Source organism: Polymorphobacter multimanifer, assembly GCF_014205635.1.
Classification (GTDB): Bacteria; Pseudomonadota; Alphaproteobacteria; order Sphingomonadales; family Sphingomonadaceae; genus Sandarakinorhabdus; species Sandarakinorhabdus multimanifer.
Genome location: NZ_JACIIV010000031.1, coordinates 1 through 17,509, shown reverse-complemented (window position 1 = coordinate 17,509; position 17,509 = coordinate 1). Strand labels below are relative to the sequence as shown.

The 17,509-nt window shown below is 65.7% G+C and carries 15 protein-coding genes; 11 read left to right on the top strand and 4 right to left on the bottom strand.

Annotated features, from left to right (window positions below):
• Window positions 1-34 precede the first annotated feature (34 nt).
• The 3 genes from FHS79_RS16165 to FHS79_RS16155 are packed head-to-tail and all read left to right on the top strand — an operon-like array spanning window position 35 to window position 3,020.
• Window positions 35-1,057 carry a sugar kinase gene (locus tag FHS79_RS16165; protein ID WP_184202514.1) on the top strand — a complete coding sequence of 341 codons (1,023 nt, stop codon included), beginning with the start codon at window positions 35-37 and terminating at the stop codon, window positions 1,055-1,057.
• Entirely contained in the window at window positions 1,044-2,558 is a 1,515-nt protein-coding gene (locus FHS79_RS16160) for a carboxylesterase/lipase family protein (protein WP_184202483.1), read from the top strand. Before FHS79_RS16165 ends, FHS79_RS16160 begins: the two co-directional genes overlap by 14 nt.
• A gap of 42 nt (window positions 2,559-2,600) precedes the next feature.
• Window positions 2,601-3,020, top strand: a complete 420-nt coding sequence (locus tag FHS79_RS16155) for a GFA family protein (protein ID WP_184202481.1) — start codon at window positions 2,601-2,603, stop codon at window positions 3,018-3,020.
• On the opposite strand, the gene FHS79_RS16150 is transcribed toward FHS79_RS16155, so the two are convergent.
• Together FHS79_RS16150 and FHS79_RS16145 are read right to left on the bottom strand one after the other, a co-directional pair.
• Complete coding sequence (locus FHS79_RS16150) at window positions 2,995-3,336, bottom strand: cupin domain-containing protein (protein ID WP_184202512.1); 342 nt, start codon at window positions 3,334-3,336, stop codon at window positions 2,995-2,997. The two genes, FHS79_RS16155 and FHS79_RS16150, sit on opposite strands and share 26 nt — an antisense overlap.
• A 32-nt stretch (window positions 3,337-3,368) precedes the next feature.
• Window positions 3,369-4,730, bottom strand: a complete 1,362-nt coding sequence (locus tag FHS79_RS16145) for a pectate lyase family protein (protein ID WP_184202480.1) — start codon at window positions 4,728-4,730, stop codon at window positions 3,369-3,371.
• A 243-nt stretch (window positions 4,731-4,973) separates the two neighbouring features.
• Between FHS79_RS16145 and FHS79_RS16140 the strand changes: the two genes are divergently transcribed.
• From FHS79_RS16140 to FHS79_RS16120, 5 genes are all read left to right on the top strand, one after another.
• Window positions 4,974-7,862 (top strand): TonB-dependent receptor, encoded by a 2,889-nt coding sequence (locus FHS79_RS16140; RefSeq protein ID WP_184202478.1) that lies wholly within the window; start codon window positions 4,974-4,976, stop codon window positions 7,860-7,862.
• Window position 7,863: 1 nt separating this feature from the next.
• The gene (locus FHS79_RS16135; protein WP_184202476.1) at window positions 7,864-9,471 is read left to right on the top strand and encodes a family 43 glycosylhydrolase; all 1,608 of its coding nucleotides are present in this window, start codon (window positions 7,864-7,866) and stop codon (window positions 9,469-9,471) included.
• Complete coding sequence (locus FHS79_RS16130) at window positions 9,468-10,439, top strand: alpha/beta hydrolase (protein ID WP_184202473.1); 972 nt, start codon at window positions 9,468-9,470, stop codon at window positions 10,437-10,439. Before FHS79_RS16135 ends, FHS79_RS16130 begins: the two co-directional genes overlap by 4 nt.
• A 93-nt stretch (window positions 10,440-10,532) precedes the next feature.
• Window positions 10,533-11,114 (top strand): NAD(P)H-dependent oxidoreductase, encoded by a 582-nt coding sequence (locus FHS79_RS16125; protein ID WP_184202471.1) that lies wholly within the window; start codon window positions 10,533-10,535, stop codon window positions 11,112-11,114.
• The gene (locus FHS79_RS16120) at window positions 11,114-11,581 is read left to right on the top strand and encodes a CIA30 family protein (RefSeq protein ID WP_184202469.1); all 468 of its coding nucleotides are present in this window, start codon (window positions 11,114-11,116) and stop codon (window positions 11,579-11,581) included. Before FHS79_RS16125 ends, FHS79_RS16120 begins: the two co-directional genes overlap by 1 nt.
• On the opposite strand, the gene acs is transcribed toward FHS79_RS16120, so the two are convergent.
• Window positions 11,575-13,518, bottom strand: coding sequence for an acetate--CoA ligase (gene acs, locus FHS79_RS16115; RefSeq protein ID WP_184202466.1), 1,944 nt, complete (start codon window positions 13,516-13,518; stop codon window positions 11,575-11,577). The two genes, FHS79_RS16120 and acs, sit on opposite strands and share 7 nt — an antisense overlap.
• A gap of 136 nt (window positions 13,519-13,654) precedes the next feature.
• Here acs and FHS79_RS16110 point away from each other — a divergent pair, with 136 nt between their 5' ends.
• The gene (locus FHS79_RS16110) at window positions 13,655-15,337 is read left to right on the top strand and encodes an MFS transporter (protein ID WP_184202464.1); all 1,683 of its coding nucleotides are present in this window, start codon (window positions 13,655-13,657) and stop codon (window positions 15,335-15,337) included.
• 44 nt (window positions 15,338-15,381) lie between these two features.
• Window positions 15,382-16,059, top strand: a complete 678-nt coding sequence (gene gpmA / locus FHS79_RS16105; RefSeq protein ID WP_184202462.1) for a 2,3-diphosphoglycerate-dependent phosphoglycerate mutase — start codon at window positions 15,382-15,384, stop codon at window positions 16,057-16,059.
• Here the strand turns inward: gpmA and pyrC are convergent.
• Complete coding sequence (gene pyrC, locus FHS79_RS16100) at window positions 16,050-17,123, bottom strand: dihydroorotase (RefSeq protein ID WP_184202460.1); 1,074 nt, start codon at window positions 17,121-17,123, stop codon at window positions 16,050-16,052. The two genes, gpmA and pyrC, sit on opposite strands and share 10 nt — an antisense overlap.
• A gap of 204 nt (window positions 17,124-17,327) precedes the next feature.
• Between pyrC and FHS79_RS16095 the strand changes: the two genes are divergently transcribed.
• Window positions 17,328-17,509, top strand: a 182-nt coding sequence (locus FHS79_RS16095) for a hypothetical protein (protein ID WP_184202457.1), incomplete at its 3' end; no start/stop codon positions are given.

Sequence of the window (17,509 nt, the reverse complement as noted above, 5' to 3'; positions counted from 1 at the left end):
GACCAATGCGGTGACCAATGCGGTGACCAATGCGATGAACGGCGCGATTGTCTGCTTCGGCGAGCTGCTGATCCGCCTGTCGGCACCCGGCCGAACGCTGCTGATGCAGACACCGTCGCTCGATCTCCATGTCGGAGGTGCCGAGGCCAATGTGGCCATCGGGCTGGCGCGGCTCGGTCACAGGGCGGCGATGGTGAGCGTGGTGCCATCGAACGCGCTGGGCCAGGGGGCGTTGGCTGCCGTCCGTTCGCATGGGGTCGATACAAGCCGGGTCATCGTGCGTGACGGGCGGATGGGGCTGTATTTTCTCAGCCCGGGTGCAGGGCTGCGCGCCTCCGAGATCGTTTATGACCGGGCGCACAGCAGTTTCGCGACCGCACCTGCCGATGCCTTTGACTGGCCGGCGCTGCTTGCCGGCGCAGGGCGGCTGCATCTTTCGGGAATTACGCCGGCGCTTGGCCCGGTGGCTGCCCGTGCAGCACTTGCCGCGGCGCAAGCCGCTACTGCGCTGGGCGTGCCCGTCTCTTTCGACGGCAATTACCGCGCGCGGCTGTGGGAGGCTTGGGACAGCGATCCCCGCGCCATTCTCGGAAGTCTTGTCGGCCATGCCGACATCCTGTTCGGCAACCATCAGGATGTGGCGCTGCTGCTGGGCCGCGAATTCGGCGGGGACGGTGCCGATCGCCGCCGGGCCGCGGCCGACGCTGCATTTGAAGCCTTTCCCCGGCTGCAACTCATCGCCTCGACCGCGCGCCACACCGAGGACGCCGATCGCCACCGCATCGCCGCGCGGATCGACACGCGCGATGCGCATGTCCAGACACCCGAGGTGCTGGTTTCCGGCATCGTCGATCGCATCGGTGCCGGTGATGCCTTTGCGGCCGGCGTGCTCCACGGCCTGTCGCAAGGCGCTGGCGACGGGCGCGACATCGGCCATGCCGCGCGAATCGGGCTGGCGCTGGCCTGCCTCAAGCATTCGCTTCCGGGTGATGCCAGCCTGTTCGGCCAGGGGGATATCGACGCCTTTCTCGCCGGCGGACTCGATGTCCGTCGCTGACGGCGTGTCGCGCCGGGCGGTGCTCGGCGCAGCGGCACTGCTGGCGACGCCCGTGCGGGCACGCGAAGCGGCCGTCGCGACCGCCGCCGGCCGCTTCCTTGGCAGTCGCGAAGGCGGAATCGCCGTTTTCCGCGGCATCCGCTATGGCCGTGCGGCGCGATTCCGGCCACCGGTCCCCGAAGCGCTGCCCAATCAGCGGATCGAGGCGATGGCCTTTGGCCCCGTCGCTCCGCAAGCCAGCCGCCAACACCCCGACCAGAGCGAGGATTGCCTGTTCCTCAACATCTGGACGCCGGGAGCCGATGCTGCACGCCGGCCGGTGATGCTCTATATTCATGGTGGCGCCTATTCGAACGGCAGCAGCACCGACCCGCTCAACGAGGGTGCTGCTCTGGCAGCGCATGGCGATGTGGTCGTCGTCACCGTCAACCATCGCCTCAATGCGTTCGGCTATCTGTATCTCGCCCGGCTGGACCCGCGGTTTCCCGACAGCGGCAATGCCGGCCAGCTCGATCTCGTCCTGGCGCTGCAATGGGTGCGGGCCAATATCGCCGCATTCGGCGGAGATTCGGCCAATGTGACGGTGTTCGGCCAGTCCGGCGGCGGCGCCAAGATCGCGACACTGATGGGGATGCCGGCCGCCACAACGCTTTTCCACCGCGCGATCACCATGAGCGGTCAGCAGGTGACGGCATCCGGCCCGCTCAACGCCACTGCGCGGGCGCGGGCGTTTCTGGAGCGGCTGGGGCGTGATCCACTGACAGCGCCGGCCGAGTCGCTCGTCGAAGCGCTCGCGGCGACCGACCCGGTGCTCGGCGGGTCGGTCTATTTCGGCCCGGTTCTCGATATGCGCAGCCTGACGCGCCATCCGTTCTGGCCCGATGCCAACCCGCAATCGAACGCCATTCCGATGCTGCTCGGCAACACGCTGGCGGAAGCGCGGGCGTTCCTGCCGCCCGGCTCGCCCAAGCTGGCCAGGCTGAGCTGGGACAATCTGCCGGCGGTGATGGCGCCCGAGCTTCGTGTCGACATCAGCCCGGAATGGGTGGTGGCGCAATATCGCGCGCGCCATCCCGACTGGTCGCCGCGCGCGGTGCTGTGGGATGCGGTGACCGCCGGTCGCAGCTGGCGCGGCCAGATCGAGGAGGCCGAGGCAAGAGCCGCCGCCGCTGCTCCGACCTGGGTATACCAGCTCGATTTCGCCGATCCGGCGCGTCTGGAGGCAGGCGCCATGCACACCATGGACATTCCGCTCGCCTTCGGGACCACCGCCGATCCCGGCGCTCCAAGCGGCAACAGCCCCGCCGCCCGCACTGTCAGCGCTGCCATGATGACGGCCTTCACCGCCTTTGCGCGCTCCGGCACATTGCCATGGCCGCAATACCGCACCGGACCGCGCACGACGATGGTCTTCGATACCCGGTCCCGCGTTGAAAACGATCCGCGCCATTGGCAGCGCGAACTGTTCGCGCGGGTGCCCTATGTCCAGCAGGGCACCTGACCGGAGCAGACGCGCATGCGCTTGCCATGATAGGCGGCGCACATGATCAACCTCACTTGCCTTTGCGGCGCCATCCACATCGAAGCCGCCAAGGCGCCCGATTTCATCCACGCCTGCAATTGCAGGCTTTGCAGCGGCACCGGCGCCTATTGGGCCTATTACCACCCGTCTGAAGTCAGCGTGACCGGAGCCACGACCGGCTATTCCCGCAGCGACAAGCCCGATCCAGGCGCCTGCATCCACTTCTGTCCCACCTGTGGCGCCACGACGCATTTCGCGCTCACCGAAGGCGCCATTGCACGATTCGGCGACACGATGATGGGCGTCAACATGCGCCTTGCCGCTGAGGACGACCTTGTCGGCATCGAATTGCGCTATCCCGATGGCCGGGGCTGGCCGGGGACGGGCGACTTCACCTATGTCCGCCCGCCTGAGATCATTTCACCACCGGATAGGCAATGATCAGCACGAGCGGCTCACCGCCCTTTTGCGCGATTCCCACATCGGCGCCGGCATAGAGATAGGCCGCCATGCCGGGGCCGATGCGGCTGGTCGAGCCGTCCGATGTCACATCGCCCTGGCCCGACACGACATAATAGACCTCGTCGTGCCCCAGCACGTGCAGCCCGATCGAAGCACCGTTGTCGAGGGCGCGCTTGCGAAACTCCATCGTTCGGCCGGGCGCGCTGTCGCTGATGCGCCAGGCGGTGCTCATGCCGGCACCGCCGTGCGGCGGCGCCTCGCGCACCATCGTCTCGCGCTCATCGACGATGACCATCGGCGCGGCCAGGAAGGATAGCAGCGCGAGGATCACCGCCGCATCGCCGCGTCGCGTTCCGACAGGCGCTCCTGAGGCAGCGGACCCTTCTGGCCGGGATAGATGCCGGACTTCGGCTCCATCGTCTGCAGGTTCCAGTCGGCGTCCACGAACGGCGCTCGCGTCTGCTTCTGCTGCGGGTAACCGCCGACCTGCTTCTCATCGTCGAGAATTTCGCCGCGCCCTTCGGCAATGAAGAACAGCACGCGGATGTCGTCGGCATCACGGTCCCAGGGACGGGCGCCGGCATTGGCGAGCACATGCGTCTCGACATCGACGGTGGGCATGATCTGCGCCCAGGCGGGCAGCGCATCGGGGGCATCGGCCTCGATCAGCTTCGCGCGGGTCTCGCCGTAGCGGCCGAACATCGGCAGCGGCGCGCCGAATTTGTCGACCACCAGATTGTCCTTGCCGAAATAGCGCAGGTCGCCATCGCCGCCGAGCATCAGGAAGGGAAGGCCGGCATCGGTCGAGGGACCGCCGCGCATCACATTGCCGATCGCGGTCAGCCGGCCCTCGACATAGGGCTGCCCCGCCCATTCGAGCGCCATCAGATTATAGTGCACGGCGCGCTTGCCGGGGTCGTAGATCAGATTGTTGACCATCACCGCCTGGGCGCCGCCCTTGAGCAGCGGTGAGCGCTCGACATTGTGCGCCCAGATGTTGCGCCAGAAGACGATGCCGGTGGCATTGTCATGGATCAGCGAGCCCTTGGAATGCTCGCCCTTGGGGTGGCTGGCATTGGCCAGGCCTTCGGCGGCAAGATTGTAGGAGAAGGTGAAGTTGCGGCTGGTGTTCTGCCGCCATGCCTCCACGGTATCGCCTCCAGCAAATCGCGGGCCCGAGGCGGACATGTTCTCGTCGACGCCCCAGCTGAAGGTGCAATGGTCCACGATCACGTCATGCGCAGCCACGCCCGAAAAGGCATCGGCCTCCCAGCCCGAGAGCGGCGGCTGGTCGTCGCGGCCGGTGCGAATGCGGATGTGGCGCATGACGACGTCGTGCGCCTTCAGGTCGATGCCGCCGCGGATGATGGTGATCCCCGGCGAGGGTGCGGTCTGCCCGGCGATGGTGAGATAGGGTTCGGCAATGACGAGGCTCGTTCGACCGAGGTCGATTACACCGCCGACCTCGAAGACCACGACGCGCTTGCCTTTGGCCTCGACGGCGGCACGGAAAGAGCCCGGCCCCTCTGCAGCCAACGTCGTCACGCGGATGATCCGGCCGCCGGCGCCGCCGAGGGTGGACGTGCCACCTGCCGGCGGCGGAGCCGCCGGCGCGGCAGCCAGAGCCGTGCTGGCGCCACATAGTGACAGTGTTGCAACAATAGCCGCAAAAAGGGCCTGTGTACTCATATCGCTCTCCCCGCCTCCGTCTTGACAAGGCCATTTGTAATGGACAATGTCGCAGATGACACCGGTTACTTACCAGCAAATCCGGTGCAGACCACAAAAAATGTGGCGGGACGGGGAGGGAATGGCATCCGCACAGCGGAAAGCCGATTTTCCAGAACGGAACGCCGGAACGAAGTCATGAATGATCGCAACACTTGGTAACCGGTGTCAAGCGATCGCGGCCGCCAATCTGGGGAGCGAAAGATGATCAAGACCACCACTGGAACGCGTATCGCCATCCGGCTGCTCGGCTGTGCTTCGGCGACGGTCATCGCAGCCGGCTCGGCCTTTGCCCAGACAGCGCCGCCGGTCACCGATGGCACTGCCACTGCCGCCGCCGATGTTGCCGGCGATGACGAGATCATCGTCACCAGCTTCCGGCAGTCGCTGACGGCAGCACTCAACATCAAGCGGGACAGCGTAGCAGCCGTCGATGTCATCGTTGCCGAAGACATCGCCAAATTCCCTGACCAGAATCTGGCGGAATCGCTGCAGCGCATTCCGGGCATCACCATTCAGCGCGATGCCGGCGAGGGCCGTGCCATCACCGTTCGCGGCCTTGGAGCCCAGTTCACCCGCGTCCGGGTCAACGGCCTCGAGACGGTGGCCACCGCCACCGATGGGGCATCATCGAACCGCGACCGGTCGTTCGATTTCAACGTCTTCGCGTCCGAACTTTTCACATCGATCGTCGTGCACAAGACTGCGGAGGCTTCGCTCGACGAAGGCTCGCTCGGCGCTGTGGTCGATCTCAACACCGGCAATCCGCTGGCGGGCAAGGCCGGCTTCAATGCGGTGGCCAGCGTCGTTGGCTCCTACAACGACCTTTCCAAATATGTCGGTCCCCGGATTGCCGGGCTCATCTCCTGGCGCAACGATGAAGGCACGTTCGGCGCTTCCATTTCGGCGGCCTATTCGCGGACGGAGATCGACCAGCTCGGCAACAACAGCGTACGCTGGGCGCAATCCCGCTTCGACTCGGTGAACGGCACCCCGTGCTTCACCTCCACCGGCACCGCCGCCGGTGCTCCCCGGCCGAACGCCGGCGGCATCTACAGCCCGAGTGCGGCTTGTGATGAAGTGGCGCTGGCCTTCCATCCGCGCATCCCCCGCTACGGCATCATCGAGAACGACCGGGAACGCCTGGGCCTGACGGGCAGCGTGCAATGGGCACCCTCCGATTCGACGAAGATTTCCATCGACACGCTCTACTCGCGCTTCCGCGAGGATCGGACCGAGAAATGGGCGGAAGTCCTGTTCCGGACGCTCGAACGTCCGATCGATGTCAGCAACTACAAGAGCGATGGCAACAACAACCTCATCTCCGGCACCTTCAACGATGTGCCGGTGCGCACCGAGAATTATTTCCGCCAGTCGCAGACCGAATTCTACCAGGTCGGCGGCAGCTGGGATCAGGATGTCACCGATCGTTTCCGCTTCACGCTGATGGGCGGGGTATCGCGTTCCAATGCCGCGATCCCAGTGGAGACCACGCTGGTCTATGATGATCGCGACGCGCAGGGCTACCAATATGATTACACCGACATGCAGCGGCCGCGGCTGACCTTCGGCACCGATGTGGCCAACCCGGCCAATTTCCAGCTGTCCGAAATCCGCGATCGTCCTTCCGCCACCATCAACAGTTTCCGCACGGCACAATTGCGGACGGAATGGGATGTGACCGAGGGGCTGACGCTCAAGACCGGCGCGCTGTATCGCCGCTTCAGTTTCGATACCGAAGGCTTTTCCCGCGACACCGTGGTCTGCGGCAATGGCGGGGTCGACCGGATCTTCGGCACGCTCGCCTGTTCGCCGAGTTCGGCCTTCGGTCCGACTGCGGTCTATGGCTTTCCCGGCACCTCCGCCCTGTCGGAGACGGTCAACCTCGGCAATGCCGGCCAGCCCGATGGCACGACGACGACATGGGTCGTTCCCGATCTGGCTGCCGGCACGGACTTCACCAAGCTCTACGAGCGCACCGCGGCAATCGATGCCAGCAACACCCGCGGCGTGACCGAAACGGTCAAGGGCGGCTATGCCGAGCTTGGCAGCAAGGGTGAAATCTTCGGCCTGCGCTATGCTGCGAACGGCGGCATCCGCTATGTCCGCACCGATCAGTCCTCCACCGGGCTGGTAAGCGGCGCTACGGCAACGGTGAAGCGCAACTATGATGACTGGTTGCCGTCGCTCAACATCGCCCTCTTCCCGACGGACGAGGTGATCATCCGCTTCGCCGCCGCCAAGGTCATCACCCGCCCGGCCCTCGGCAACCTCACGCCGGGCGGCACGGTCGACGGGTTCAACTTCCGCATCACCAACGGCAATCCCTTCCTGCAACCCTTCCGTGCCAACAGCTATGATGCAGCGGTCGAATGGTATTTCGCGCCCGAATCGATCTTCTCGGTGGCGATCTTCAAGAAGGATGTCTCCAGCTTCCCGGTGTCCGACAGCCGGCAGGACACTTTTGCATCCACCGGCCTGCCGACTTCGATCATTCCGCCGTCATCGCCCGCCGCGGTCAATCCCGAGGGCCAATTGTGGACGATCAATTCGGTCATCAACGGCACGGGCGCCAATCTGAAGGGCATCGAGATTGCCGTGCAGGCGCCGTTCCGCTTCCTGCCCGGTGCGCTTTCCAACTTTGGCGGCATCGCCAACGTGACATTCGTCGATTCGAGCGCCAATTATAATGTGTCGGGTCCGGTCGTGGTCGCCAACACGCCCACCGGCGCCTTCGGACCGCTGGTGAATTCGATCCGTGCCTCGACATTGTTCGGGCTCTCGAAGTCCTCGTTCAACGCCACGCTCTACTATGACGATGGTCGCTTCTCGGCGCGCGCCTCCGGAGCGTATCGGAGCGAGTTCAACGACGCCAACAGCGCCACCGGAAACATCTTCGAAGGCTATGGCTCGACGTTCAACCTCGATGCCTCGATCCGCTACAAGATCAACGAGCATGTCGAGCTGTCGCTGGAAGGCGTGAACCTCACCGACAATTACCGTTTCCGCTTCACCGACGAGGATACGCAACGCAATTACGAGAGCAATCATTTCGGCCGCACCTTCCTGTTCGGTGCGCGCTTCCGGCTCTGAAATGACCACGGACCGCCGCACGGCCCTCGGGCTTCTTGGTGCGGCGGCGCTGTGGCCCGGCGCCGTCCGCGGGCAAGGATCGGCGGCGTCGTCGTCGCTCGATCCGCACGCCGGCATGGTCTGGGGTCGAACCCATGAGGACCAGCGCCGCGCCGACCTGGGGGACGGCCGCTTCCTCAACCCGGTCTTTGCCGGCGATCATCCCGACCCGACGCTCGTGCGCGACGGCGAGGACTATTACATCACCTTCTCCAGCTTCGATGCCTATCCCGGCATCACCATCTGGCACAGCCGCGATCTGGTGAACTGGCGCCCCGTCACGGCAGCGCTCAGCCGGTATATCGGTTCGGTTTGGGCGCCCGATCTCGTCAAGCATGACGGCCGGTTCTACTGCTACATCCCCGCGCGGACGCCGGGCTATCGCTCCACATGGGTCATCCATGCGCCGCGCATCGAGGGTCCATGGTCCGACCCGATCGACCTGCACCTTCCCGATCATATCGACCCCGGCCATGCCGTCGACGGCAGCGGCAGGCGCTGGCTGTTCCTGTCTGGCGGGGACCGCGTGCCGCTAGCCCCCGATGGCCTGTCTACCGCCGGCCCGGTCGAACACGTCTATGATCCCTGGCGCTACCCCGAGGACTGGGTCGTCGAAGGCTTCAGCCCCGAAGGCCCGAAGATCACCCGGCGCGGCGACTGGTACTATATGGTCACCGCCGTCGGCGGCACCGCTGGACCGCCGACCGGCCATATGGTCATCATGGCCCGCTCGCGCTCGCTCGACGGCCCGTGGGAAGATCATCCGGGCAACCCTCTCGTCCGCACCGCGAGTGCCCGCGAGAAATGGTGGTCGCGCGGCCATGCGACGCTGTTCGAGGGGCCGGGCGGGCAGTGGTGGATGATCTACCATGGCTATGAGAACGGCTTCTGGACGCTGGGCCGCCAGACACTGCTCGATCCTGTGCGCTGGCGGGACGACGGCTGGCCGGAGGCAATGGGCGGCGATCTCTCGCAGCCGCTTGCCATGCCACGGCGCGTTTCCGGCCAGACGCATGGCCAGCCGCTGAGCGACGATTTCAGCACCGATCGCATGGGCACGCTCTGGTCCTTCCACAATCCCGGGCCAGACGAAATGGCGCGGCTTGGCCGCAGCAACCGCACGCTGCATCTGAAGGGCAAGGGTCTTTCGCCGGCCGATTGCTCACCACTGACGCTGCTCGCCGGGGACCAGGCGTATCGCATCGAAGTCGATGTCCGCATCGATCCCGGCACCGAGGCCGGGCTGCTGCTCTTCTACAACCAGCGTCTCCATGCCGGCCTCGGGATCAACGACACCGGGATGGTGATGCACCGATACGGGCTGCCGCGTCCGCGCAAGGCCGATCCGGTCCGGTCGATCCGCATCGCCATCACCAATGATCGTAACATCGTCACCATCCACACCAGTGCCGATGGCGGGGTAAGCTGGCGCAAGTTCGAGGTGCAGATGGAAGTCTCGGGCTATCATCACAATGTCGCCTGGGATTTCCTCAGCCTGCGCCCGGCACTTTATGCCGCCGGCACCGGGTCCGCGCATTTTGCCGATTTCCGCTACCGGGCGCTGCCATGAACCGCCGTCATCTGCTGCTCGCAGCCCTTGCAGCTCCGGCCGCTGCCCAGACTCCGCCGCCGACCCTCACGGGCATCGCCGGCCCGTCCGACCCCGGCGAAACGATCGACCTGTGGCCCGCCGGCGCCCCGGGTGCGCCAATGGTAGCGCTTGCTGAAACCGTGAACGAGCGCAGCACCGATCCGAAGCTGCCGGACCGCGCCATCTTCGGAATCAGCCGGCCGCGGCTCGTTGTCTTCCGCCCGGCGCGGCCCAATGGCGCCGCGATGCTGATCACGCCCGGCGGCGGCTATCGCTGGGTGGTGGTGGACAAGGAAGGCTATGAAATGGGCCGCTGGCTGGCGGCGCGTGGCATCACCGCCTTTGTCCTTTTCTACCGGCTGCCGGGCGAAGGCTGGGCCAGCGGCCCCGATGTGGCACTCGCCGATGCCCAGCGTGCAATGCGCCTCATCCGTCACCGCGCTGCCGATTTCGGCGTCGATCCGACGCGCGTCGGTGCGATGGGCTTCTCCGCCGGCGGCCATGTCTGTGCCGATCTTGCGGCGCGCTTTGCCGTCACCACCTATGCCGCGATCGACGATGCCGACCAGCGCTCCGCCCGCCCGATGACCGCAGCACCCATCTATCCGGTGGTATCGATGGCTCCGCCCCACGCCCATCCCGGCTCACGCAGCCTGCTGATTGCGGACACACCGGCGCTCGAAGCCGCGCACAGCCCGCACCGCAATATTCCCGCCGATGCGCCCCCGCACTTCCTTGTGCATGCCGAGGACGATGCCGTGGTGCCGGTATCGAACACCCTGCTCCTTGCCGCAGCCCTCCGCGCCCGCAACATTGCGATCGAAACCCATATCTTCACCGAGGGCGGCCATGGCTTCGGGCTGCGCAGGGTGGCCGGCAAGCCCGCCGCCATCTGGCCCCTGCTCTGGCACAGTTGGGCCGCGTCCATGGGGATGTTCGAAGCCTAGGCGTGGTGCGGCGATGCGTGACCGAGCAGACCGGGCGATGCTATGCGATATCGCTCGCCCACACGCCGACGCCAGAAAAGGCACTCTCGCACCATGGCCATATCCGCCCGCGTACTGGTCCTCGATGGCCACCCTGATGCGGGTTCGCTGTGCGGCGCACTTGCAACGGCTGCCGCCGAGGCGGCGCAGGCACGCGGCGCCGAGGTGAAGCGGCTGCACCTTGCCGACCTCACGTTCGATCCGTGTCTCGCCGGCGGCTATGCATCGAAGCAGCCTCTCGAGCCCGATCTGGTGACCTTCCTCGATGCACTGCGCTGGTGCGACACCTTCATCCTCGTGCATCCCATGTGGTGGGGCTCGGCCCCTGCGCGGCTCAAGGGGTTGATCGACCGCACCTTCCTGCCCGGCATTGCCTTTGCCTATGAAGGCGACGGCCATTTCCCCAAGAAGCTGTTCGAAGGCCGCACCGCGCGGGTGCTGATCACAACCGACACCCCGTCCTGGTATCTCTGGCTGGGCTATCGCAACGGCTGGCTCAACATCCTTCGCCGCCAGATCCTCGATTTCGTCGGTCTCAAGGTCACCCATATGCAGACGATCGGCACAATCCGCGATGCCACGCCCGAAAGGATTGCCAGCTTTCTCGACGCTGCGCGCAAGCTTGGCGCTCACTGATGGGCGATGCATCGCAACTACCGTGGCGGTTCATCGCCGACGGCGTGATGGGCGGCGTGTCCACCGGGCGGCTGGACAACCAGCGCGATGGTGATGCGATGGTTGCGCGCATGACCGGCCATGTCAGCACAGCCAACAACGGTGGCTTCATCCAGATCCGGCTGCCGATCGACCCGCCTCTGCCCTTGGGCCTTGAGGGTGTCCGGCTCGTCGTGCGCGGCAACGATCAGCGCTATTTTGTGCATTTGCGCAGCCGCGACGTGCAAAGCCGCACGCTATTCCATCGCGCCGCCTTCGACGCCGAAACGGCGTGGCGCGAGGTTCGCCTGCCGTTCGCCGGCTTCACCGCGTCCCGGGCCGGGCTGCCGCCAACGCCGACCGCGCCAGCAATTTCGTCGGTGGCCGTGGTGGCCTGGGGACGCGACCATGAAGCCGATGTGAGCGTCCGTGAAATCGGCTTCTACTGAGACGGCGCACCCCGCGCCTCGACAAGGGCCGCCACCACCGAAGGGTCTGCAAGGGTCGAGATGTCCCCCAGGCTGTCGACTTCATTCTCGGCGATCTTGCGGAGGATGCGCCGCATGATCTTGCCGCTGCGCGTCTTCGGCAAGCCGGGGGCGAACTGGATGACGTCAGGTGTCGCGATCGGCCCGATTTCGCGGCGCACCCATTTCACCAACTCGGCGCGCAGCGCATCATCGCCATCCTCGCCAGCGTTTAGCGTGACATAGGCATAGATGCCCTGGCCCTTGATCGGGTGCGGGCAGCCGACCACGGCAGCCTCCGCCACCTTGGGATGCGCCACCAGCGCGCTTTCCACCTCGGCGGTGCCCATCCGGTGCCCCGAGACATTGATCACGTCATCGACCCGGCCGGTGATCCAGTAATAGCCGTCATCGTCCCGCCGGCAGCCGTCGCCGGTGAAGTAGCGGCCGGGATAGGTGGTGAAATAGGTCTGGAAAAAGCGGGCATGATCGTTCCACACGGTGCGCATCTGCCCCGGCCAGCTGCGTGCGATGCACAGATTGCCATCGGCCACCCCCTCCAGCACCTGCCCTTCGGCATCGACGAGCACGGGCTCGATGCCGAACATCGGCACCGCCGCCGATCCAGGCTTGAGTGCGGTGGCGCCAGGCAGCGGCGACATCAGCGTGCCGCCGGTCTCGGTCTGCCAATAGGTGTCGACGATCGGGCAGCGATGGTCGCCGACGACGCGGTGATACCATTCCCAGGCCTCGGAATTGATCGGCTCGCCCACACTGCCGAGCAGCCGCAGCGACTGCCGCGAGGCGCGGGTGACCCAGGCGTCGCCTTCGCGCATCAGCGCCCTGAGAGCCGTGGGCGCGGTATAGAAGATGTTGACCCCCCAACGGTCGCAGATATCCCAGAACCGCCCGAAATCCGGATGGTTGGGGACGCCTTCGAACATCAGCGTGGTGGCGCCATTGGCCAGCGGCCCATAGACGACATAGCTGTGGCCGGTCACCCAGCCGATGTCGGCGGTGCACCAGAAGACCTCGCCGGGGCGATAATCGAACACATATTTGTGCGTCATTGCCGCCCAGACGAGATAGCCTCCAGTGGTGTGGACCACCCCCTTGGGCTTGCCCGTCGAGCCCGAAGTGTAGAGCAGGAACAGCGGGTCCTCGGCGTTCATCGGCTCGGGAACGCAGTCGTCCGAAACGCCGTCGCGGGCCTCGTGGTACCAGATGTCCCGGCCAGGCTGCATCGCCACCGGGTTGCCGGTGCGGCGCACGACGATGACCCGCTCGACCGAAGGGCAGTTCGTCAGCGCCGCATCGACATTGGCCTTCAAGGGAATGGTCTTGCCGCAGCGCAGCCCCTCGTCGGCGGTGATCACCAGTGTGGAATCGCAGTCCTGGATGCGCCCCGCCAGCGCTTCGGGCGAAAAGCCGCCGAACACGATCGAATGGATGGCGCCGATCCGCGTGCAGGCGAGCATCGCCATCGCAGCCTCGGGGATCATCGGCATGTAGAGCGTGACGCGGTCCCCCTTGCGCACGCCTTGCGCCTTCAGGATATTGGCGAAGCGGCAGACGTCGGCATGCAATTCGCGGTAGCTGATCGTGCGGGTGTCGGCCGGGTCATCGCCCTCCCACAGGATTGCAGGCGTGTCGCCGAGCGTTGCCAGATGCCGGTCGAGGCAGTTGGCCGAAACGTTGAGCTCGCCATCACCAAACCAGCGGATACCAAACCCGGCCTCGTCGAAGCAGGATTCATCGACCGTCGTGAACGGTGTCATCCAGTCGACGATCTGCGCCTCGCGCTGCCAGAAGCCGGCCGAGTCAGCGAGCGATTCCGCGTGCCGCGCGCCATAGCCCTTGGCGTCGACATGCGCGCGCGCCGCCCATTCTGCGGGCACGGCATAGAGGGGCTGGTTCATCGCTCGACTCCCTTGGTGCGGCGCATCGGTTCGCCGTTCTTTGCACGGGTTCTGCCTTGTTCCGGCGCGATGAGAAACCCCTGCTTGGAAGCCGGCGCCAATTGGCCCTAATGATGGACACCAAAGGGGAGCGGCCATGCGCGGGACAGCGGATATCATCAGCGACGATGCAGCGGGGCTGCCCAAGCACCACAAGGCCACCGCCAACGAGAAGCTGGTCATCCTCGGCTCGTCGCTCGGCACGGTGTTCGAATGGTATGATTTCTATCTCTACGGCCTGCTCGCCACCATCATCACCGCGCAATTCTTCTCGGGCGTCAACGAAACGACCGGCTTCATCTTCGCACTCGCGGCCTTTGCCGCGGGCTTTGCGGTGCGGCCGTTCGGGGCGCTGGTGTTCGGGCGGATCGGAGACATGGTCGGGCGCAAGAACACATTTCTGGTCACCATGGGCATCATGGGCCTTTCGACCTTCCTCGTCGGGCTGCTGCCGAGCTATGCAAGCATCGGCGTTTCGGCGCCGCTGATGCTGGTGGCGCTGCGGCTGCTGCAGGGGCTGGCGCTGGGCGGCGAATATGGCGGGGCGGCCACCTATGTCGCCGAACATGCGCCGGACGGGAAGCGCGGCTTCTACACCAGCTTCATCCAGACAACGGCAACGCTGGGGTTGTTCGCAGCGCTGCTCGTCGTCATCGGCGTGCGCTATGCCGTGGGCGAAGAGGCCTTCCGCGATTGGGGCTGGCGGATCCCCTTCCTCGTCTCGGCACTGCTGCTCGGCGTCTCGCTCTGGATCCGCATGCAGCTCGAGGAAAGCCCGGCCTTCACCAAGATGAAGGCCGAAGGGCGTGTGTCCAAGGCACCCCTCACCGAGGCCTTTGCGCGATGGGGCAACCTCAGGATCGTGCTGATCGCCCTTGTCGGCGCGGTCATGGGGCAGGCGGTCGTCTGGTACACCGGGCAATTCTACGCGCTGTTCTTCCTCGAGAAGATGCTCAAGGTCGATGGTGCCACCACCAATGTGCTCATCGCCATCGCGCTGCTGCTTGCCACCCCGGCGTTCGTGTTCTGGGGCTGGCTGTCGGACCGGGTGGGCCGCAAGCCGATCATCATGGCCGGCTGCCTGCTCGCCGCGATCACCTATTTCCCGCTGTTCGATGCACTCAGCCGCTATGCCAACCCGGCACTCTACGCGGCGGCACAAACGTCCCCGGTGGTCGTCACCGCTGATGATGCGCGCTGCTCGGTCCAGTTCGATCCCATCGGCGCCAACAAGTTCGACCTGAAGACCTGCGACATTGCCAAGAGTTTCCTCGCCAAGGCCGGGGTTGCCTATGCCAATACCGCCACACCCGGCGCCGAAGCCAGCGTCCGCATCGGCGCCACTGTCATCCCGGTGCCGGTCACCGCATCGCTGGCGCCCGACGCGCGCAGGGCAGCCATCGCCGGCTTCCAGGCCGAGGCCAAGGCCGCACTTGCCGCTGCCGGCTATCCCGAGGCTGCCGATCCCGCAGCGATCAACAAGCCCGTCGTCATCGGCATCCTCTTCATCCTCGTTCTCTATGTGACGATGGTCTATGGGCCGATCGCGGCGCTGCTGGTGGAGCTGTTCCCTACCAACATCCGCTACACCTCGATGTCCTTGCCCTATCACATCGGCAACGGCTGGTTCGGCGGCTTCCTTCCCACCGTGGCTTTCGCGATGGTCGCCGCGACCGGCGATATCTACTATGGCCTCTGGTATCCGGTGGTGGTGGCAGCCATCTGCTTCGTGGCCGGCATGGTGCTGCTGCCCGAGACGTTCCGGCGCAGCATCGATTGAACGGCCGCGTTGCTGCCCCCAACATTTGCCGTTAGGAGCGGCGCATGACCAAGCTCATCCTCCTCCGCCACGGACAATCGCAGTGGAACCTCGAGAATCGTTTCACCGGCTGGTGGGATGTGGGCTTGACCGAGCAGGGTGCTGCCGAGGCGCAGGCGGCGGGCAAGACGCTGCTCGCCGAGGGAATCGAGCTCGACCAGGTGTTCACCAGCGTGCAGGCGCGCGCGATCAAGACCGCCAACATGGCGCTGGGGATGATGCGCCAGGCCTGGGTGCCGATGACCAAGGACTGGCGGCTCAACGAGCGCCATTATGGCGGGTTGACCGGGCTCAACAAGGCCGAGACCGAGGCGAAGCACGGCAAGGAGCAGGTGCTGCAATGGCGGCGCAGCTTCGACGTGCCGCCGCCGCCGATGGAAGCCGGCTCGGAGTTCGACCTGTCGCAGGACCGTCGCTACCGCGGCATCGCGATTCCGGCGGCCGAAAGCCTGAAGGACACGATTGCGCGCGTGCTGCCCTATTTCGAAGCCGAGATCGTGCCGATGCTGCGCAAGGGCAAGACGGTGATGATCGTGGCGCACGGCAATTCGCTGCGGGCGCTGGTAAAGCACCTGTCGGGCATTTCCGACACCGATATTCTCCATGAGGAGATCCCGACCGGCAAGCCGATGCTCTATGAGCTGGACAGTGATCTGAAGGCGATTTCGCGCCGCTATCTCTGATCGGCGAAGCCGGCGAAGGTCCAGTCGAGCGTGGTGCCCGCCAGGAAGGGCACGATGCTGGTGCCGGCGGCATGGATGCTGACGGGGACCTGTTGCGGGGTCCGCTCCAGCACAACCTGACGGCTGTTGCGCGGCAGTTTGTAGAAATCCGGACCATGGTCGCTGGCAAAGCCCTGGAGCCGATCGAGCGCCCCGGCGGCTCCGAACACCTGCGCATAGGCCTCGAGCGCGTGCGCGGCGTTGTAGATGCCGGCACAGCCACATGCTGATTCCTTGTCTTCCACCGCATGCGGGGCGCTGTCGGTGCCGAGGAAGAATTTGCCGCTGCCGCCGGTTGCCGCCGCCACGAGCGCCAGGCGGTGCGTCTCGCGCTTCACCACGGGCAGGCAATAGGCGTGCGGGCGGATGCCGCCGTCGAACATGGCGTTGCGGTTGAGCAGCAGATGGTGGGGCGTGATGGTGGCAGCGATGTTCGGCCCGCTTTCCGCCACGAACGCCGCCGCTTCAGCAGTGGTGATATGCTCGAAAACGATCCGCAGACCGGGGAAATCGCGGACCAGTGGAATGAGCGTGCGTTCGATGAACACCGCCTCGCGGTCGAAGATGTCGATATGGCGCTCGGTGACTTCGCCGTGGATGAGGAGCGGCATGTCGAGGTCCTGCATCACCGCCAGCACGCCGCGAATGTTCGCCACATCGGTCACGCCCGCGGCCGAGTTGGTGGTGGCGTTGGCGGGATAGAGCTTTGCCGCGGTGAACACGCCTTCGCCCACCCCACACCGCACTTCGTCCGGATCGAGCGCGTCGGTCAGGTAGAGGGTGATCAGCGGCTCGAAGGCGACGCCGGCAGGCGTGGCGGCACGGATGCGATCGCGATAAGCGGTGCCGAGTGCCGTGGTGGTGACCGGCGGCTTGAGGTTGGGCATCACGATGGCGCGCGCAAACTGGCGGGCGGTATCCGCCACGACCGCTTCGAGCATCGCACCGTCACGCAGGTGGACATGCCAATCGTCGGGCTGCCGAAGCAGGATGCGCGAGGGGAGCGTGCGGGGAGTCTGGGCCATGGCAAGCGATTGCCGCAGCGCGCCTCGGGCTGCAACCCTGCATCGCAGAGCGACCTTGCTGCGTAAGGTCGAATGCAGTCACCCCTTGCACTTGTACGAGCTTGGGACGACACTGCGACAAAATAACAGGGGTTCGCACAGCATCGTAGGAAAGTCGGCACCCTCCCTCAGGGGGTGGGGTTCCGGCTTGGGGGGATCCTTTGCGTGGCGATCGTGGCTGACCAACGTCTGAAAGGCATCATGGCCGGGCTGGCTGTGGAGCTGGCCGTCGGGCTGGCTGCGCCATCGTTCGCCCAGCCCGCCGTTCCGTCTGGCGTCATTCCCGGCCGCGATGTTCTTGAGGGGCAGGTTTCGCCCGAGCGGCCGCGCGAGGGTCGGCGGGTGCG